This window comes from Acinetobacter sp. YH12249, assembly GCF_013417475.1.
Taxonomy (GTDB): domain Bacteria; phylum Pseudomonadota; class Gammaproteobacteria; order Pseudomonadales; family Moraxellaceae; genus Acinetobacter.
In genome coordinates this window covers 57,836-77,838 of sequence record NZ_VPDX01000015.1, presented here as the reverse complement: position 1 = coordinate 77,838, position 20,003 = coordinate 57,836, and the positions used below count along the sequence as shown (strand labels likewise).

The window sequence follows — 20,003 nt, the reverse complement described above, 5'->3', positions numbered from 1 at the left end:
TACCAAGTCGCTGTAGAGAACGGTTTTACAGGTACACAAGCTGAATGGGTTGCTTCGCTGGTAGGTGCAACGGGTGCAAGTGGTAAATCAGCTTATGAAATTGCTGTTGAATTTGGCGGCTTTGAAGGTACTGAATCTGAATGGTTGCTGTCACTTGTAGGTGCCAAAGGCGATAAAGGTGACACTGGCGCAACTGGTGACACAGGCCTTTCAGCTTACGACCTTGCAGTAAAAGAAGGCTTTGAAGGCGACCTGGTCGCATGGCTTGAATCGCTGAAAGGCAAAGACGGTGACACACCGTATGTAGGCAGCAATGGCAACTGGTGGATCGGCACTGACGACACCGGCGTAAAAGCTGAAGGAGAGGATGGTCTAAGCCCACACATCGGTGACAATGGTCATTGGTGGATCGGTACTGACGACACAGGTGTTGCAGCATCAGCGATAGCCGATATCATCAATGGCATCAGTTTAATTAATGATAAAAATGGTGATGGCAAACTCAGCGCCCGGGAACTGACTGAAGGTTCTAAAACCAGCATTAAAATTGATCTGGGCAAAGATGCAAAAGCTGGTGATAAGCTCATTGTCAACGGTAAAGAATATACGCTTAGCGATAACAATATAAGCAATCAAGCTATCACGATTAATGATATTGCAGTATTAGAAGGCTTTAACTTTATTAAAGTTGATGCTCAAAATTCAGATAAGCAAACTGATGTTGAATTCAACTTTTTTGAAGTATTTGCCCCAGATTATTTGGGTGATGTAGTTGTTGTTAATGACTTCAATGCTGATCAGGAAATTGATGCAAATGAGCTGGAAGAGAATAATTCGATTACTGTACGGGTTGAATTAGGTGCAGATGTTCGTAAGGATGATATTGTCATTATTAATGGCATTGAAAAATCTGTGGATATTAATGATCTTGAACTAGGTTATATTGAATTTGTTCAAGTGCCTGTGGCTTTAGGGCAGGAAAATGAATTAGCTGTTGTAATCAAGTCTGGCATAGATATTTTAGATACTACCTCTGAAATTATCGTGATTCATGGTGAAGTACGCAATATTGTTGAGTCATTAACATTCTTAAATGATATTAATGAAGATGGTTCTCTAAACGCGGCTGAAATGGGCGGCAAATATTATACCTCTCTGAAAGTAGCTTTAGGTGTAGATGCAAAAGTTGGCGATATTGTGTCTGTAAATGGTGATCGTTATGTATTAACGGCTGCCGAAGTACAGGCAAAAACACTAAATGTCTATATGCCTGTACGTGAAGGATTGAATCCTGTTCAAGTGACTGCAACAGATGAATGGGGCAATGTCGATTCTGTTTCTAGTTCAATTATTGTAGGGACATTAGCGCCAAGTGAACCGATGACAGCACCAGAAGCGTGGGATAACGTTGAATCAATTGTTGGTCCAATCAAATCAAATGGTAAAACTAACGATAACCAACCAGAAATCAAAGGTTCTGGTCGTGTAGAAGGTGAGATCATTACCCTGACGATAAATGGTGAAGTTGTTGTTACAGATCAACCAATTATTGTTGGTCGTGACGGTACTTGGAGTTATACACCAACACAACCATTGAATGATGCAGAATATGTCGTGAGCTATACTGTTTCTAACAGTAATGGTGTAACACAAGGTTCATCGCCTGAACTTAAGTTTACTGTTGATACTCAGACTGCATCACAAGACGCAGTGATTCGTATTACTGAGATTGAGGGTGAAGCATTATTTATCCAAGATCAAAAACAAACGATTGTTGTGAATGAAAGCCAGCAAAAAGATGGCAAGATCACAATTCAAGGCGATGTATCTGGTATCGCAACTGCTGCTGGTGATGCATTAAAAGAAGTTGTGGTGAGCATTACCAATAAAGGTGTGACACAGCAAGTAACCGTCGTGGCTGATAAAGATGGTAAATGGACAGCTGATGTTTCAACAACCGGTCTAAAACTCGAACATGGTGATCAACCTTCAGTTCAAGCCATTGCTGTTATTGTAGATGATGCAGGTAATACTTTAAAACTTCCAGTTACAGAAGGTTTCACACTTGATATCCAAGTATTAGATCCGGCATCTGATCTTGATGGATTGCATGTAATTACAGAAGTTGAAGGGACTGACTTTAAGGTTGATGCATCTGAAGTTGAAGATGGTTATATGACTATCAAAGGTCAAATTGCTGCATTGCCTAGCGATGTGAATGTTACTGATCTCACTGTTTCAATTTTAGTCAATGGCAACGTGATTGAACGTCAGATTGATTTAACAGCATTTGAACAGGATCAATTAAAAGACGGTTTCCTTTGGACAAAAGATGAGGAAGGTAATCTGAATTGGTCGCTTGACCTTGATATAAGCAAGGTTAGCCTTGTTGATGGAGTCGCAAGCATCAATGCTGTCGCAGGTCTTAAAGATACTGAAGGAAATACTTTAGATTTAACGGCTTCTAAAGACTTTAATATTGAGCTAGGTCTAACTGAACCAGACGAAGTTGAGCTAAATACGGGTGTAGGTGAATATACATCTGAAGGCGATGCAACAAACTTCACATTTGCTGGTTTATTAGGAAACATTGGTGGCGGTATCAGTTTAGAGGGAGAAGATAAAGCTGCTGTTGAAGGCTCAATTGGTGTAGTCCAACCATCTGAACCATCTGAACCATCTGAACCATCTGAACCATCTGAACCATCTGAACCATCTGAACCATCTGAACCATCTGAACCATCTGAACCATCTGAACCATCTGAACAGCGTATGATGACTTTCGATGCAGCAGATGCCACAGCAGGCGAAGTAATTAAAGTGAAAAGTGCTGCAATTGGCGAAATTCGTGCGGAATTTACCAATGTCGGCTTACTCACTGTTGCGAAAGGTTATGGTATTCAATTGCAAAAGTGGAGTGAAGCGTCTCAGAAATGGGAAGCGGTTATGTCTGCTCCATTGACTGGTAATGGGGTTGTTGCTTCATTAGGTACGCAATATGCATTAGGTGCAGTGAAGAATGATAACTATGAGGTTACTTTCAGTGGATTAACTGAAGGCGATTATCGCGTTGTTCCTTATAAGTCTGATAGTGCATTAACTGAAGCAATTGAAGATCTTCGTTTAGGTGCACTGGGTGATGGTGGTCTACTTGGCAAGGATAATCAGCAAGTCGTATTGAAGTTAGTGTCTGATGCTTTGGGTGCAAATAGTCCATCAACTGAAGGCTTGATCGAAATTCTGCAAGGTGTGCTCAATGGTGTTGATGTACTGACTTTACCAGTTTCACGTTTGTTAAATGAGCTTCTTAATCTACCGTTAATTAAAGATGTGGTTGGATTGGTTGACTCAATTGTTGATAAGGTTGTTGCCCAGCTTGTCAGCAACACGTTAACCTTGTTGAATGAATCTAAGCTAAGTGTCGAGTTTAATTCGTATTTTTACGAAGATTCTGAGCGTACAGGTAACGTTTTAGAGAATGACTTTAATAAAGTTCTCGATGAGCTTTCAATTGTGGATGTCTCTAATCAACTTGGTCAAGTCTATCAATTTATCTCTGAAGATAAGGCTGAATCCGTTCAGTTAGTGGGTCAACATGGTATTTTGACGATTGCACAAGATGGTTCGTATACGTACAAATTAAATCCATCAGCTCATGCGAAAGATGCTCAAGGCAACTTAATTGGTAAAACTGATGTATTTACCTATACTGCGACGAATGGAAAATTAACGCATCAAAATACATTGACGATTGACATTAATGGCGGTGCTGATACAGAGATTAGAGCTTATGATGATGTGAATCATTTAACACTTGCAGTTGATCCAAGTGTAGAAAGTCAACCTCTAGTTTCTAAATCAACATTCAATGTGGCTTATGTTGGTTTAGGAAGTGTGCTTGACTTAGGCGCAATCAATCCTGCAAACCGTTTTGAGATTAATGTTGCAGAAAATACAGAGCGGTTAATCACATTTAAAGCTGAAACAGGTGGTGTACAAGTACTCGCTGATTTTGATCTATTTATTTATAAATACGATGAAATTACCAAGCAATACAAACTCGATGATCAGGTTGAAGGTTGGTTTGGTGCAGCACTGTTAGGTGGTGTATCTGAAGAACTCACCAAGAAATTGGATGCAGGGCAATATATTGTATTACTAGAGCCATCACGTGGTATCAATGCATTGTTTGGTTATACTTTAGAAACCACAAGAGATTTGTTACTGGATTACGTGAAACCAATTTCAGTTGCTGGTCAAGCAACAGGTAATGTGATTAGTGATGTTAACAAAGATAACAAAGCGGATTTACTCCTCAATCCAGAAGTGACATATGTGATTTCTGCAAAGAGTATGACACTTGAAAATTCAGAGTCAGTCATGATTCATGATGATCAAAACTCTGTTGGTACTCAAATTGTAGGTAAATATGGCACATTAACTTTATTTACCAATGGTGAGTATACTTATACTGCATTTGAAACGAAGAACTTTAACTATGGTGAGATCGATCGTTTCGAATATATCATCTATGATCCAATTTCAGGTCAAATGAGTCAGGCAAATCTGGATATCACGTTGAATCTACACGATGTAGAGTTAGATGTTGATACTGTGATTGCTCATATGAACATTGAGGCTTCTGAATTAACAATTGACTTCTCGAAAACTTATAAAACAACAGATCCGCAATATCTTGCAAAGCAAGAATTATTAGGTGATGCCAAGCCATCAGCAACGTCTTTTGGTGTTGCAGGGATCGGTTTAGGGAATGTGTTGGATGTGAATGTCATCGGTTCAAGCAATGCGATTAACTTAAATGTTGGTGCAGGTAAAGTGATTGAAACCGTGTTCTCTGCAACAGGCACCTCTGCAGTAGGGGTTGCAGCAATCTCAGACTTTGCAATTTATAAGTTGAATGAGAAGACAAATCAGTGGGAGCTTTACCACTTCCAGGATACATTCCTGACTGTACCATTATCTTTACTTGGCATTCCTTTAGGTGGAATCCAAAATGATCCGCTTACACTGGCCTTAACTGAAGGACAATATAAGGCATTCCTCACGGATCGTGGTGTGAAAGTTTTAGGTGGCTCAACCCTAAAATTAGATAGCGCAGTTGTGAGTGACTATAATCAGCCTATCGAATATGAAGCAATAGCTAAAGGTCGCTTGGTTGAATTGGAAACAGATCAGACTGAAATGATTCAGGTTAATGGTCAAAAATTCACTGGTGAAAGTTTAGAAGTCAAAGGTGAGTTTGGTACATTGACTGTGGCAAAAGATGGTTCATATACATACACGGCTGATACAACTTCACAGAAGCCAAACTATGGGGCAATTGATACCTTTACATTTGTCTATAAGGATACATTGACTGGAGAAACGTCTGTTTCTGCAATTAACGTAAAAATTGGTAGTGTTGATGCTCAACGTGATGTTCTGGATATCAATGGTCAACTTTCATCGACACAAGCGGGTATGGTTCTTCGTCATGATGATTTTGTAGATCAAAAAGTTGTGTATAAAGATGATTTATACGCACCTGCTAAGAATGAAGTAAAAGAAACAGCGATTGAGTTTACGATTGCACCACATTCGCAATATTCAACGAATAGCCTCTATTTTAAATTTGATGCGAAAGCACAAGTTTCATGGCCATCTTATGATGTAAAAATTTCTTATGATTTGATACTTCTTACTACTGATGAACAAGGTAATCAAGTCAGAGAAGTTGTACGTACAGATGTATCAACTGAGAAGGGGGGAACTTCTTTAGAGTTTACAGCAACAGATCTAAAATCTGGTTATTACATCTTAGAAATGAAAGTACAAGGAGTCGTAGGTTCACGTATTGATTACCAATATGAAATCAAAGGTACTCAAGACTACCAAGACCGTTGGATGGCAGATCCTGATTACAACTATGCTCATGAAGCTAATGTTGTCAAAGGTAATTTGCTTGATAACGATATCTTTAGTGAAGGCTTAAAAGACCAGACGATTCTGAAAGTCGGTAACAAAGTCCTTTCTTTGGATCCTGTTGTGGGTGCTCAAACGATTACGGTTGAAGGTCTATACGGTACATTCGTTATTGATAAATCAGGTGCTTATACCTACACACCAAATGGTCAAGGTGGCGGTCGTGAGATCATGACTTATGAATTGATTTCTCCAACAGGTGAAACAGATAAATCAACGATTGAAATTGATGTTGCTAAGATCGTCAAAGGTTCAGATATCGATGAATATATCTATAGCGATTCAGCGAATGATGTTTATACGATGGGAGGCGGTAGTGATACTGTGATCTTTGACTTGCTGAACCAACACGACAAGTTGGGTGGTAATGGTCATGATGTTTGGAATGACTTTAAAGTCGGTGATACACGTCAGAAGCTAGAACAGTCAGATAAAGTAGAAGTAGATAACCCAGCCTATAACGCAAATGCGGATAAGATTGATATTTCTGCATTGTTAGCAGATCAAAAATCTGAAAGCGGTAGTATTGACCTAGCGAAATTTGTATCTGTTGAAGTCAAAGATGGTCATACGATTATTAGTATTGACCGAGATGGCGAGACAGTTGTTGATGACAGCGGAAAAGCGATCTCAGGTAATCAATATGCAATGACAGAATTGCTGACATTGAATAATGTTGAGACGACACTTACTGATTTGTTGAAAAACAATCAAATCATCTATTAATTCGTAAGTAGGGTGGGAGCATTTGTTTTCACCCTATGCTTCGCCATTTTTAAATATTGAGCAAACTATGAAAAAATTATTCGTGAGCATTGCACTCCTGACTTCAATCAGTGCATTTATACATGCAAATACGGCTGTAGGGGATTCGGTAAAACTAGGTGAACTTCAAGGCCGATATGCTTTAGATTGTTCAAAGCAAAAAGCTCATGGCTTATCTTATGTTATTGGTGAAAAAAGCATTTTGCGCTTGATTTCTGCTAAGCAAAAGCGTGCTTTATTAAAGTCAATTGAGCCTAAGTCTGAAAAAACTTTTGACGATTATCAATATATAACTACCGCCGAATACCAGGGGACTACGGTAGATTTCTACCAGAAAGATCATCAAAACTATGCACGTGTTTTAAATACTAGTTTGATTAATCCATTAGGTCCAAAAACCAAACAGATGTTAATACAGTGCAAAACCGAAGCTAAATCCTGATATCTAAAAAGACCAGCAATAGCTGGTCTTTTTAACAATATAGAAATAACCGCAGAAAAAGCCTTGAAAACTTTTCTTAAAACTTTATGAAAAATAATGCTTAGGTTAAGATGAGCCATCATTTGTAAAAGCATTCTAGAAGACCTATGCAACCATTTGTTCTATATAACTCAGAGCAACGTAAAAAAGTAGAATTTGTGCCTCGTAAAGAAGGTCAGATTGATCTGTATGTCTGTGGGATGACGGTCTATGACTACTGTCATATCGGACATGCACGTACCGTGGTTGCATTTGACTATATTATCCGTTTTCTGCGCAGTCAGGGCTGGAAAGTAAAATATGTCCGTAATATCACTGACATTGACGACAAGATTATTAAACGTGCTAATGAAAATGGGGAAAGCATTTCATCACTGACCAGCCGTTTTATTGATGCCATGAATGAAGACTTCGCCAAGTTAGGCTGTCTTGCACCGGATGAAGCACCAAAAGCCACTGATTACATCAAGCAAATGCAAAACATGATTGGGACGTTGGTGGAAAAAGGGACTGCATATCCGGCAAATAATGGTGATGTTTACTTCGAGGTTGAAAAATTCGCCAAATACGGCCGTCTCTCAGGTCGTAAACTGGAAGATATGCAGGCAGGCGCTTCTGAACGTGTAGATGTGGAAGTTGAGAAAAAACATCCTTTTGACTTTGTACTTTGGAAACACGCCAAAGAAAATGAACCTTCTTGGCCATCTCCTTGGGGCAATGGTCGTCCAGGCTGGCATATTGAATGTTCTGCGATGTCAACCTGCTGCCTGGGCAATCACTTTGATATTCATGGCGGTGGTGCTGACCTAAGCTTTCCACATCATGAAAACGAGATTGCACAATCTGAAGCAGCGACAGGTGAACAGTATGTAAACTACTGGATGCATGCCGGCTTCATTAATGTCGATGGTGAAAAAATGTCGAAGTCACTCGGCAACTTCTTCACTATTCGCGATGTGATTGAAAAATTCCATCCAGAAGTAGTGCGTTACTTTATCGTGTCTTCACACTATCGCAGCCCAGTGAACTATTCTGATGTAGCATTAAAAGAAGCGAAAAATACGCTGATGCGTTTCTATCATTCCTTTAAAGCTTATCAAGCGGTATATGGCGAGCAAGTGGTTGAAACACTCGATCAAAGTTTTGTTGAGCGTTTCAATGCAGCCATGTGTGATGACTTTAATACCCCAGAAGCCATTGCTGTATTGTTTGAACTGAATAAAGAGCTAAACCGTGCGGTAAAAGATCAGAATCAGGAACAGGCCGCTGTTTATTATTCTACTTTGCGTCATCTCACCAATATTCTGGGTCTGGTGCAGCACAATGTCGATGAATTCTTGAAGTCTGATATTGGTCAGGAAGCTTTAGGCTTGTCTGAAGCGCAGATTGAAGACCTGATCCAGCAACGTAAAGATGCCAAAAAAGAGAAAAACTTTGCTCGTGCCGATGAAATCCGCCAGTCTTTATTAGACCAAGGGGTGGTGCTGGAAGATACCCGTCAAGGAACTGTATGGCGTCGTGCTGATTAATTCGACAGTTGAATCGATAGAGAGTTGACAGTTAGCAGAAACTCTCTATAATTCACTCCCATATTGCGGGAATAGCTCAGTTGGTAGAGCACAACCTTGCCAAGGTTGGGGTCGCGAGTTCGAGTCTCGTTTCCCGCTCCAAAATTCAAAAAACCCTGATCGAAAGATTAGGGTTTTTTATTGCCTACGCAAAATAAAAAGGACAATCAGAACTGATTTACATAATGAAATTTTGAATAATGAAGAGCTTTCGGTCAGGTAAATTTCAGAACATTCTGTTTAAGTTTTATGAAAAGCTCTACATTTTGAAACCTGACATTTGCATAGATATGATAAAATTGCGAAAATTATTTTTTGCTAGACTGAGTCAACTCTGTATAGAGTTAAGGTAAACCTACTTTGAACCCACCAAATATGCCAAATCAAATAGACTTCCAGAAAGTTGCACTTGAAACCTTGCGTATCGAAGAACAAGCATTACAGATTTTAGCCACGCAGATCGATGAGCGTTTTAGTCAGGCATGTGAAATTATCCTGCAGTGCAAAGGTCGTCTGGTGATTACCGGGATGGGGAAATCCGGGCATATTGGCCGTAAGATGGCGGCAACTTTTGCGTCTACGGGTACGCCTTCATTCTTCATGCACCCAGGCGAGGCAGGGCATGGTGATCTTGGCATGTTGGTACCGGGTGATGTACTGATTGCCATTTCAAACTCAGGCAAAAGCGATGAAATCATGATGCTGATGCCTCTGATCAAGCGTCTGGAAATTCCTTTAATTACCATTAGTGGTGATGCCAAAGGCCCAATGCCACAAAATGCTGATGTGGCTTTAACTTTGGGTCATCTTCAGGAAGCCTGCCCGCTTGGTTTGGCACCGACTTCGAGTACAACAGCAACTTTAGCGCTGGGTGATGCACTGGCTGTCGCTCTTTTAGATGCACGTGGTTTTACTGCTGACGATTTTGCATTGTCACATCCAGCGGGTGCCTTGGGTAAACGTTTATTGCTGCATGTAAAACATCTCATGCATACAGGTTCCGAGCTACCAAAAGTGTCACCAGATACACCGATGAATCAAGTTTTATACGAGATTTCAAATAAACGCCTAGGTTTAACCACAATTGTGGATCAAAATGACCTATTACTGGGTATTTTCACTGATGGTGACTTGCGCCGCCTGATCGACAAACAGCAAGGTTTTGATGTCAATATACCGATTCAGGAAGTAATGACCAAAAATCCGCTGACGATTTCTCAGGAAGCACGTGCTGTCGTTGCACTGGAAAAAATGAACGAACGTAAAATTAATCAATTTGTAGTGGTTGATGATGCCAATAAAGTCATTGGTGTAATTAGTATGCATGACCTGATTCAGGCTGGGGTAAATTAATAAATGGCATCTTATGTATTATTAGAGCAGGCACGTCATATTGAGGCACTGGTGCTTGATGTAGATGGTATTTTAAGTGATGGTTTTGTCACACTGACCAATACGGGCGATGAGATCAAATCCTTTGATATCCGTGACGGTCTGGGCATGAAGCTGGTACAGCAAGCCGGAATCAAAGTGATCATTATCACTGGACGTCAAAGCAATATCGTACAGAAACGTATGTCGGATTTGGGTGTAGATCTGGTTTATCAGGGCCGCGAAGATAAAGGAACTGCTTTACGTGAAGCTTGTACTCAGCTCAATATCGACCCTGAAGACTGTTTATACATGGGTGATGACTGGCCTGATCTGTCTGCCTTCGCGATTGCAGGCATGAAAGTGACTGTTCCAAACGGGCATGTTGAAGTACGTCGTCGTGCTGATCTGGTAACGCAGGCCTATGGTGGTCGTGGTGCGGTACGCGAGATTTGTGACATGTTACTGATGTCCAAAGGTAAGTACCAAGAGTTACTTGAAAAATATACTCATGCGCCTTATTAATAAGTCATACATCTAGGATTAAGTACACCGCTTATGGATACTCGAGTTTTATATCTTACGGCTATTATCATTGCCGCAATAAGTGGTGGTTATTACTATTACAGCGGCAAAGGTAACAAGCTGCAGACTGATTCTGCGCGCAGTATGACCTATTCTGCTAAAAATATTAACTTAACCCAAACTGACGAAAAAGGCATGTTGTCTGTTCGTGCCCAGGTCGATCAACTGGAACAAAACCTGCAGTTAGAGACCTCAAGTCTGAAAAATCTGCGGGCCACGACCTATAAAAATGGTCAGGTTGATGCGACTTTCTTTGCCAAACAGGGCAATGGTTATGATGACAATACAAAAGTTGTACTTTCACAAGAAGTGCTCGCGACCAAGATCATGCAAAATGGAAAAATGCAGTTTCGTACCGAGGAGCTGACCGCTTTTCCGAAAACACGTGAAATTGAAACCGACAAAACCGTCATTGTTGAATCTCCACAGGCTGAGTTTATCAGTCAGGGCCTAAAAGCCAATCTTAATGATGGTCAATACGAATTCTTTAATATTCGAGGAAAGTATGAACCAAATTCCTAGAGCTAAAATGATGAACACTTTCCTTAAGCGCGCTGCGTTATTAAGTCTGGTTGCATTGGGTTCAGCCACTGCGTTTGCATTGCCATCTGACCGTAACCAGCCGATTACCTTATTAGCTGACCGTGCGACTTTTAATGAGCGTACCGGAGTCACGACTTATTCAGGTAATGTCATTATTGAACAGGGCACCATGAAATTGCAGGCCAATTCGATTGTGGCGAATCTGAATAGTAAAAAACAGATCAGTCTGATTACGGCAACAGGTAGCCCGGCTCAATTTCAGCAGAAAGTGGATCCTGCCAAAGGTTTGGCCAAAGGTCAGGCACAGAAAATTGTCTATAATGCGGAAACCGGTATTATTACCCTGTCTGGAAATGCCTACTTGCAGCAAGATGGCGCTAGTATCCGTGGTAATACGCTGAAATACAGCATGAATAAAGGCGATATTGAAGCAACAGGTACACCAAATAAAACCGGTTCAGCAGCAGGTCGTGTACAAATCGTGATTCCGCCTTCATCTTCGAAATCCTTCCCGGGAGCACGTGATTAATGGCACAGACGCATCAGGTTCAAACTTTAACCATTAAGCATCTGGCGAAAAATTATAGTAAACGCTGGGTAGTCAAGGACGTTTCCTTCAGTATGGAAAGTGGGCAGATTGTTGGGCTTTTAGGGCCTAATGGTGCAGGTAAAACTACCAGTTTCTATATGGTGGTGGGTCTGGTGCGTATGGACAAGGGTGAAATCCATCTGGATGATCTCGATTTGTCTGACTTGGCGATGCATGAACGTGCGCGTAAAGGTATTGGCTATTTACCTCAGGAAGCTTCTATTTTTAGAAAACTAACCATTTCTGAAAATATTATGGCGATTCTGGAAACCCGTAAGGATTTAAGCAAAGCTCAGCGTCAGCAACGTTTAGCCGAATTACTGGCAGACTTTAAAATTACCCATATTAAAGATTCATTGGGTATGAGTGTTTCGGGTGGTGAACGTCGTCGTGCTGAAATTGCCCGTGCTTTGGCGGCTGACCCTAAATTCATGTTATTGGATGAACCTTTTGCCGGGGTTGACCCGATTTCAGTGGGTGATATTAAAGATATTATTACGACGCTGAAAGATCGTGGAATTGGGGTATTGATTACCGATCATAACGTTCGTGAAACTTTGGCCATCTGTGAACATGCCTATATTGTCAGCGAAGGTTCAGTCATTGCTGAAGGCACGGCACAAGAAATTCTGGCCAATGAAACGGTACGTAAAGTTTATCTGGGTGATGACTTTACTGTATAGAAAATTTTCATTATCAGAAAAAACCCGCATTAAGACTTTAGTCGTCAAATGCGGGTTTTTTTTAATTACATTAAGACGAAAAAGCTATCTTTTTGTATGATTTGATATATTGTTAGGCTAAAACACGAAACATTCATTATTATGCAATTTAGGGTGCAGCACTTAAAAAATGTTCAGGGGATAATAGATAAAAATAAGGGAATATGGATCATTCTTCTTTTGCCTTTATCTGTGCCATTCGTACATGCAGAAAATTCACAGAATTATTTTAATAATATTAAAAGTGGGTTAGGAAAACTGATTGCTCCAGAGCCAACGCGATCAGCGCAGACGATTGATATTAGCTCACTGAGTCAGTACTCACTGGATACCTCAAAAGTAGCCGAACTGCCACAGATTAGTCGGCCGCAGCAGGGACAATCTTCAATTCGACCTATAAATGCTGGTATTCCTGCAAAAATGAGTCTGATTGAGGCGGTTCATACAGCAGTTCAGCGTCGTCCGGAAATTGCCCAGAGTATTTCGTCTTTATCTGCACAGGCAGCCAATATTGATGTGGCCAAAGCAGCCTATTATCCGCAGTTATCTGGCGGTGTAGGTACCGGAGATTTGACCTCAGGTGAACGTGGACGTCAGGTGGTTTCTCTGAATGCAACCCAGATGCTATATGACTTTGGCAAGATTAAAACCAATGTCAGTGTTGAAGAGGCGAGACTGGCAGAAGATCAGGCAAGAGTATTGGTAAGCCTGGATCAGGTTGCATTAGAGGTGGCGGATGCCATCGTCAATATTAAACGCTATCAGGAAATTACCAAGATTGCCGAACAGCAGATTCAGGGTATCGCACGGATTGCAGAAATTGCCAATTTACGTGCCCGCGCCGGGATTAGCACACAGGCCGATCCGGTTCAGGCGCAGTCCAATCTGGAAGCTGCACAATCTAACCTGATTGTGCAACAGACCCAGTTAAGACAATATCAGCAACGTCTGCGAACATTATTGGGATTTGATGTCTCTGCAATCCAATGGGAAATTCCAGATCGTATCGTAACCCAGGCTGATCTTTATCAGGATCCTGAATTTACTCAGATTCCCAGTATGATCCTGGCACATTCAGGGGTAGATGTAGCTCGATTGCAAAAAGATCAGGCACGTTTAAGCCGTTATCCGACCATTAATCTGAAAAGTAGCTTAAGTCAGGCAGTCAATGGTCGAAATCCAAATAATAATGAAGATGATGGCTTTTATAATTCAATTATGATTGAAGCCAGCAGCAATTTTTATCAGGGGGGCGCTGTTCGGTCTCAGGCACGTGCTGCCAGTTATGCCGAAGAAGCGGCACGCGCACAGGTCAATACCGTTTATCTGGATGTGCTGGATCAGGTTCGCTTAATCCGGGAACAGATTGAAAATAAACAAAGACAAATGGATGTCCTGGCTCAGCGCCGTGAAACCACGGTACGAACCAAAGAGCTATATCAAGAACAATATAAATTGGGCACACGGACTGTAGTGGATTTATTAAACGCAGAACAGGCTATTCACAGCGCAGCACAGGAAATTGAATCAGCGCGCTATGACATCTATTCGGCAATTGTGCAATACATTCAGGTGACAGGTCGTACACGGGATATTTACGCGCTTAACCGTATTTCTATTCAGGGGTTTGAAGTTCAGCCATGAGTACTACAATAAATTATCAACCGTGGCTTCAGGCAGTTTTAAATATTGCCAAGCATTATCGGATCGAACCATCTGAGGAGCGCATTCGTCTGCAACTAGACTGGAACCAGCATCATGACATTGATGAAATGCTCAAGATTGTTAGCCGTCAGATGGGATTAAATGTCCGCAAAAATAAATTTGATAGCAGTCTGCTGAATCCCTGGCGTTTGCCCTTATTGGTTGAATTTGATAGCGGAGATGTCGGTGTTATTGAACGTATCGACACACAAGGTAATGTCAGTGTACAACTGAGTGGTGATGCCGGTTTATCGCAAAGTTTTACCATCGAGCAGTTAGAAACAGGTGCGAAGCATGTTTATATCCTGCGACCAGAGTCTTCTGTGCCGGATGCGCGTGTCGACGAATACATCAAGCCCTTTGAGAAAAACTGGTTCTGGTCAATTGTTCTTAAAGACTGGAAACGCTATATCGATGTGATGTTTGCCTCTTTAATCGCCAATATTCTGGCTTTGGCAACGATTGTCTTCTCGATGAACGTTTATGACCGTGTCATTCCTTCACAATCGATTCCTACTTTATGGGTGTTGGCCGGCGGTGTACTGATTGCGGCGATTTTCGAGTTTGTATTGCGGGTATCCCGTATTTATCTTTCAGACATTATTGGTAAACGGGCTGACTTGAAAATATCTGACCGGGTATTTGGGCATTCCTTAAGAATTAAAAACAGTGAGCGTTCCAAATCGACCGGAACGTTTATTTCACAGATTCGTGAACTTGAAGGTGTGCGTGAACTGGTCACTTCCACTACCGTGACGGCAATTGCAGATTTACCATTCTTCTTCCTGTTCCTGGGAATCTTCTGGATTATTGGCGGCAACCTGTTCTGGGTCATGCTATTGGTAGTACCACTCATGATTCTTCCGGGAATTCTGGCGCAGAAAAAACTGGCCAAGTTGGCACAGTTAGGAATGCGTGAATCTGCAATCCGTAATGCTTTATTAGTGGAAGCCGTACAAGGGATTGAAGATATCAAGCTGTTAAGAGCTGAAACCCGCTTCCAGAACCAATGGAATCACATGAATGAAGTCTCTGCTGATGTCAGTATGCAACAACGTAAAATTGTTGGCTTAATGACAGCATGGACCCAAAAAATTCAGGGACTCACCTTTGCCATTGTGGTCTTGGTGGGTGCATTTGCGGTGATGGATGGTGAGATGACCACGGGTGCTTTAGTTGCCTGTTCGATTTTATCATCACGGATGCTGGCACCTATTTCACAAATTACCGGTGTCTTGGGGCGTTTACAACAAGCCAAAGTTGCTAAAGGCGGTCTGGATGAATTGATGAAAAAACCGGTGGATCAACCGGACTATTCACATCTGATTCACCGTCCTGTATTGGATGGTCATTATGACCTGAGTGGCGTGGTATTCAAATACGGCGATGATGATCCCAAACCGAGTCTGGTCATTCCAAAACTGGAAATTAAGCCAGGTGAAAAAATTGCAATTCTGGGCCGTAACGGTGCAGGTAAATCGACGCTGTTACAACTGTTGTCGGGCATGCAAACCCCAGCACAGGGTAAGGTCAAACTGGATGGTATTGATCTGACTCTGATCGATCCTTCAGATGTACGCCGTGATATGGGCCTGCTCAATCAGAATTCACAACTCTTTTACGGTAGTATTCGTGAAAACCTGACTTTGGGTGCACTGCTCGCTACGGATCAACAGATTCTGGAAGCCTTACAAATCACTGGTGCACTTAACTTTGTTCAAGAGAAAAAAGAAGGTCTGGATCATATCATTCTGGAAGGTGGAGTGGGCTTCTCGGGTGGACAGCGTCAAGCCTTATTACTCGCACGACTCCTGATCCGCCAGCCTAAAATTTTGTTGTTAGATGAGCCAACTGCAGCGATTGATGATGTTTCAGAAAAGCAGTTAATTGATCATCTGAAAGGGTATCTGTCCCATCGTACACTGGTAGTGGCAACGCATCGTCGCGCCGTACTGGAGTTAGTTGACCGTATTCTCGTGGTCAATGATGGCAAAATTGTCATGGATGGTCCACGAGACCAAATATTAAATCAGTCACAGGTAGGAACTAAACGGGTCGTGGGAGCAAGCGCATGAGTGAACCACAAACATTAACGCGTTCAAACAAAGTGAGCTTTCAGGAACCGCCATTACCTAAATCTAGTCTGATTATCTGGATTGTGGGCATTGGCTTGTTAATTCTATTGACATGGGCCTGGCTATTTAAACTGGAAGAGGTCTCGACCGGTACGGGTAAAGTCATTCCATCTTCCAAAGAACAGGTGATTCAGTCTCTGGAGGGCGGCATTCTAACCAAGTTAAATGTTAAAGAAGGCGAGATTGTAGAACGTGGCCAAGTCTTGGCTCAGCTTGATCCAACCCGCTTTGAATCAAATGTCGGTGAATCAGAATCCTTACTAATCGCTTCACGTGCGACTTCCGCTCGTTTACGTGCAGAAGTGAGTGGTACGCCATTGTCTTTCCCTGAAGAAGTGCTGAAATATCCGAAACTGGTTAAAGAAGAAACCGCACTGTATCAGTCACGTCGTGCCAATCTGGAAGAATCTCTTGCCGGCTTGCAACAGGCATTGGTACTGGTACAACAGGAACTGGAAATGACCGCGCCATTGGTGGCTAAAGGGGCAGCCAGTGAAGTTGAAGTTTTACGGTTGAAGCGAGAAGCCAATGACCTGCGTAACCAGATGAATGATATTCGTAACCAGTACTATGTTAAAGCACGGGAAGAACTTTCCAAAGCCAATACTGATGTGGAAACTCAGCAACAGGTGGTACGCGGCAAGTCAGATACCTTGAACCGGACCATTTTTAAATCCCCAGTTCGTGGCGTGGTCAAAGAAATTGATGTCATGACTTTGGGTGGAGTGGTACCACAAAATGGCAAGCTGATGACCATCGTGCCTCTGGACGAGAAATTACTTATTGAAGCCCGAATTTCACCACGTGATATTGCTTTTATCCGTCCTGATCAGGAAGCACTGGTGAAGATTACTGCCTATGATTACTCGATTTATGGCGGTCTAAAAGGTAAAGTGACCGTGATTTCGCCAGATACCTTGCGGGATGAAGTCAAACAGGATCAGTTCTACTATCGTGTGTATATCCGTACCGATAGTGACAAATTGAGAAATGCCGCCGGGCAGGAGTTTAATATCACACCAGGTATGGTGGCCTCTGTTGACATTCGTACCGGCGCAAAAACGGTAATGGACTATCTGATCAAGCCATTCAACAAGGCTAAAGAAGCATTGCGTGAACGTTAAATTTAAAAGTAATTAATAAAATTAAATTGAATCAAGCCTCTCGTTTAGAGAGGCTTTTTCTTTGCCCCATCAAAACAGGTATACTGCACAGGTGAAATTTGAATGCCTGAAGTTATGCCATTTACCATTGCCAGCCTTGTCAGTTTTGAGGAAGACATCAAAAAAAGCCGATTTCAGGCCTTTGCCACACCTGTAGAAAATGAGCAGGATGTGAAGGATTTTCTGGAGGTCTATCGTGATCCGACCACCACTCATCAATGCTGGGCCTGGAAAATCGGTCATCATGTACGCTTTAATGATGATGGTGAGCCATCGGGTACCGCTGGCCGACCGATCCTCGCGACTATTGAAGGCAATGAGCTAACCAATGTACTGGTACTGGTGAATCGCTGGTATGGCGGTATTAAATTAGGCACCGGCGGACTGGTCCGTGCCTATGGCGGCTGTGCTGGACAATGTTTGTTATTAGCTGAAAAAATTGAGCTGATTGAAAAGAAAAAGGTCGAATTTGCTTGCCAGTTTAATGAGTGGGCGATTTTTCAGTATGAGTTGAATCAGCAGCAGATTGACTATCAGGAAGAATATTCGGCTGAAGGCGTACAGGTTCAGGCACAATTTCAGAAACATCAGATTGAACCTTTTGCTCTGAAGATTCAGGATGTTACTCGCGGACGTGAACAATTAAAAATCATAGAAGAAGCCACAGATGACTGAACCAGATCCATTACTGAAATATCGTGAGCAGCATAAACACCGCCTGAATTATATGCCTTGGCTATATTGGTCCTTAAAACCCAAGAATCGTGGTTGGGCTGAAGCTTGGCAGAAAGAATATCAGACCTATCTGATGGAGATGGAAACAGTCGAAATTGGCGAAAACTGTTTTATTTCGCCGTTGGCGCATATCTTTGCTGAGCCGGGTCGTAAAATTAGTATCGGAGATAATACCTTTATTGCGGCAGATTGTACGCTACATGGTCCTTTGGAGATAGGGAGCGAAGTTGCAATCAATCATCACTGTATTCTGGATGGTGGTCGGGTTGGGATTAAACTGCATGATCAGGTACGCATCGCAGCCTATTGTCATCTTTATGCCTTTGATCATGGGATGGAACTGGAGCAGCCGATTTATCAGCAGCCAGTCAGGTCCAAAGGGATTGAGATTGGTCGGGATGTCTGGCTAGGTGCCCATGTCGGCATTAAAGATGGGGTGAAAATTGCCGATCAGGCGATTATAGGGATGAATAGCATGGTCACGAAAGATATTGAAGCGCGTGCAATTGTCGCCGGAAATCCGGCAAAATTGATTCGATATCGGGATTAAAATAGTGAAAGAAGTTCTTGGAAAAAGGATTTATATCAGGTGCTTAATATTCGGTAAAGGCCTTAGAACATCACATAAAAGTTAACATATTTCAATTCAAGCCTTACAGATTTCAGTGCACATTTACTAATGCTTGTGCTAAGTTAAAAATAACTAAGAAATTTTTATTATAAAAGAGAGGCTGAACATGAAACGTGTCATTGCCTGCATAGACTCCTCACCATGCACGAACGCACTTGCAGATGCGGCTGCATGGATTGCCAAACAGACTGGTCGTGAACTGGTTTTATTACAGGTTCTGGATTATTACCCGGCCAGTTATCATCTTGGGGAAATTAGCGGTGTGATTGGCTTTGAAAGCAATGCCATGTTGCTTAAAGAGCTGGCTGAGCTGGAGCAAAAGCAAAGTGAAATTGCGCTTAGTTATAGCAATAATCTGCTCCAGCATATTTCGGATCGTATCTTTAAAGATTATGGCATCCGCACCACCCATATTCAGGAAAAGGGTGATTTTCTGGAACAAAGTTTTCAGATTCTAAAACCTGATGATATTGCTGTAATCGGACTACTCGGTGAGCGTTCTGCCGAGAAAAACAAGCCAATCGGCACCAATGTAGAAAACTTTATCCGTGGTGCTAACTGTACAGTGATGACTGTAGGGGAACACTTCAGACCACCGACACGTTTTATCTTTGCTTATGAATATTCGCCGACTTGTGTGAAGATGATGAAACGCATTGCAGAAAGTGATTTATTAAGACAATTACAATGTCATCTGCTTTATATCGGGGATCATGTGGAAATCCTGAATGAGCCTCTGCAATATTTGACAGAAGCAGGACTAGAGGTCGTTCCAGAATACCGCTATGGAGAAGTAGCTGAAAATATCCTGTCTTATCAGCAGGAACATGGGATTCAGTTAATTGTCTTGGGGGCATTCAGTCACAGCAAGATCCACCAGTTCTTCTTGGGCAGTATTGCGACAACGATTTTCCGAAATTCTAAAGTGCCATTATTGGTAGCGAAGTAGAAAGAGGGTGATAAAACCTACAGAAATGTATTTTTTGATAAATTGTTACAGCTTGAATTAAAAATAACCAGAGTTATCCT

Annotated in this window: 14 protein-coding genes and 1 tRNA gene; all 15 read left to right on the top strand. The window is 41.9% G+C overall.

Annotation, left to right across the window (positions count from 1 at the left end; genetic code table 11):
• On the top strand, positions 1-6,708 hold a 6,708-nt coding region (locus FTV25_RS09890; protein WP_180009797.1), incomplete at its 5' end, for a BapA/Bap/LapF family large adhesin.
• Positions 6,709-6,775: 67 nt separating this feature from the next.
• On the top strand, positions 6,776-7,189 hold the full coding sequence (locus tag FTV25_RS09885; protein ID WP_180003171.1) for a hypothetical protein: 414 nt from the start codon (positions 6,776-6,778) through the stop codon (positions 7,187-7,189).
• 146 nt (positions 7,190-7,335) lie between these two features.
• A complete protein-coding gene (cysS, locus tag FTV25_RS09880; protein ID WP_180003169.1) occupies positions 7,336-8,757 on the top strand; it encodes a cysteine--tRNA ligase in 1,422 nt (473 codons plus the stop codon).
• 65 nt (positions 8,758-8,822) lie between these two features.
• Positions 8,823-8,898 (top strand) — tRNA-Gly (locus FTV25_RS09875).
• 273 nt (positions 8,899-9,171) lie between these two features.
• Positions 9,172-10,149 carry a KpsF/GutQ family sugar-phosphate isomerase gene (locus FTV25_RS09870; RefSeq protein WP_180003167.1) on the top strand — a complete coding sequence of 326 codons (978 nt, stop codon included), beginning with the start codon at positions 9,172-9,174 and terminating at the stop codon, positions 10,147-10,149.
• Between the two features lie 3 nt (positions 10,150-10,152).
• Positions 10,153-10,692, top strand: coding sequence for an HAD family hydrolase (locus tag FTV25_RS09865; RefSeq protein WP_180003165.1), 540 nt, complete (start codon positions 10,153-10,155; stop codon positions 10,690-10,692).
• A gap of 33 nt (positions 10,693-10,725) precedes the next feature.
• The gene (lptC, locus tag FTV25_RS09860; protein WP_180003163.1) at positions 10,726-11,274 is read left to right on the top strand and encodes an LPS export ABC transporter periplasmic protein LptC; all 549 of its coding nucleotides are present in this window, start codon (positions 10,726-10,728) and stop codon (positions 11,272-11,274) included.
• The gene (lptA, locus tag FTV25_RS09855) at positions 11,258-11,824 is read left to right on the top strand and encodes a lipopolysaccharide transport periplasmic protein LptA (protein WP_180003161.1); all 567 of its coding nucleotides are present in this window, start codon (positions 11,258-11,260) and stop codon (positions 11,822-11,824) included. Before lptC ends, lptA begins: the two co-directional genes overlap by 17 nt.
• Complete coding sequence (gene lptB, locus FTV25_RS09850) at positions 11,824-12,567, top strand: LPS export ABC transporter ATP-binding protein (RefSeq protein WP_004786227.1); 744 nt, start codon at positions 11,824-11,826, stop codon at positions 12,565-12,567. Before lptA ends, lptB begins: the two co-directional genes overlap by 1 nt.
• A gap of 141 nt (positions 12,568-12,708) precedes the next feature.
• Positions 12,709-14,250: a TolC family outer membrane protein gene (locus FTV25_RS09845; protein WP_180003159.1), complete on the top strand. Its 1,542-nt coding sequence runs from the start codon at positions 12,709-12,711 to the stop codon at positions 14,248-14,250.
• A complete protein-coding gene (locus FTV25_RS09840) occupies positions 14,247-16,385 on the top strand; it encodes a type I secretion system permease/ATPase (RefSeq protein ID WP_180003157.1) in 2,139 nt (712 codons plus the stop codon). Before FTV25_RS09845 ends, FTV25_RS09840 begins: the two co-directional genes overlap by 4 nt.
• Positions 16,382-17,569 (top strand): HlyD family efflux transporter periplasmic adaptor subunit, encoded by a 1,188-nt coding sequence (locus tag FTV25_RS09835; RefSeq protein WP_180003155.1) that lies wholly within the window; start codon positions 16,382-16,384, stop codon positions 17,567-17,569. The genes FTV25_RS09840 and FTV25_RS09835 overlap by 4 nt, the downstream gene beginning before the upstream one ends.
• A 114-nt stretch (positions 17,570-17,683) precedes the next feature.
• Entirely contained in the window at positions 17,684-18,283 is a 600-nt protein-coding gene (locus FTV25_RS09830) for a YigZ family protein (RefSeq protein ID WP_159122803.1), read from the top strand.
• Positions 18,276-18,893, top strand: coding sequence for a DapH/DapD/GlmU-related protein (locus tag FTV25_RS09825; RefSeq protein WP_004786220.1), 618 nt, complete (start codon positions 18,276-18,278; stop codon positions 18,891-18,893). The genes FTV25_RS09830 and FTV25_RS09825 overlap by 8 nt, the downstream gene beginning before the upstream one ends.
• Positions 18,894-19,080: 187 nt before the next feature.
• On the top strand, positions 19,081-19,923 hold the full coding sequence (locus tag FTV25_RS09820) for a universal stress protein (RefSeq protein WP_034703837.1): 843 nt from the start codon (positions 19,081-19,083) through the stop codon (positions 19,921-19,923).
• The last annotated feature ends 80 nt before the right edge of the window (positions 19,924-20,003 follow it).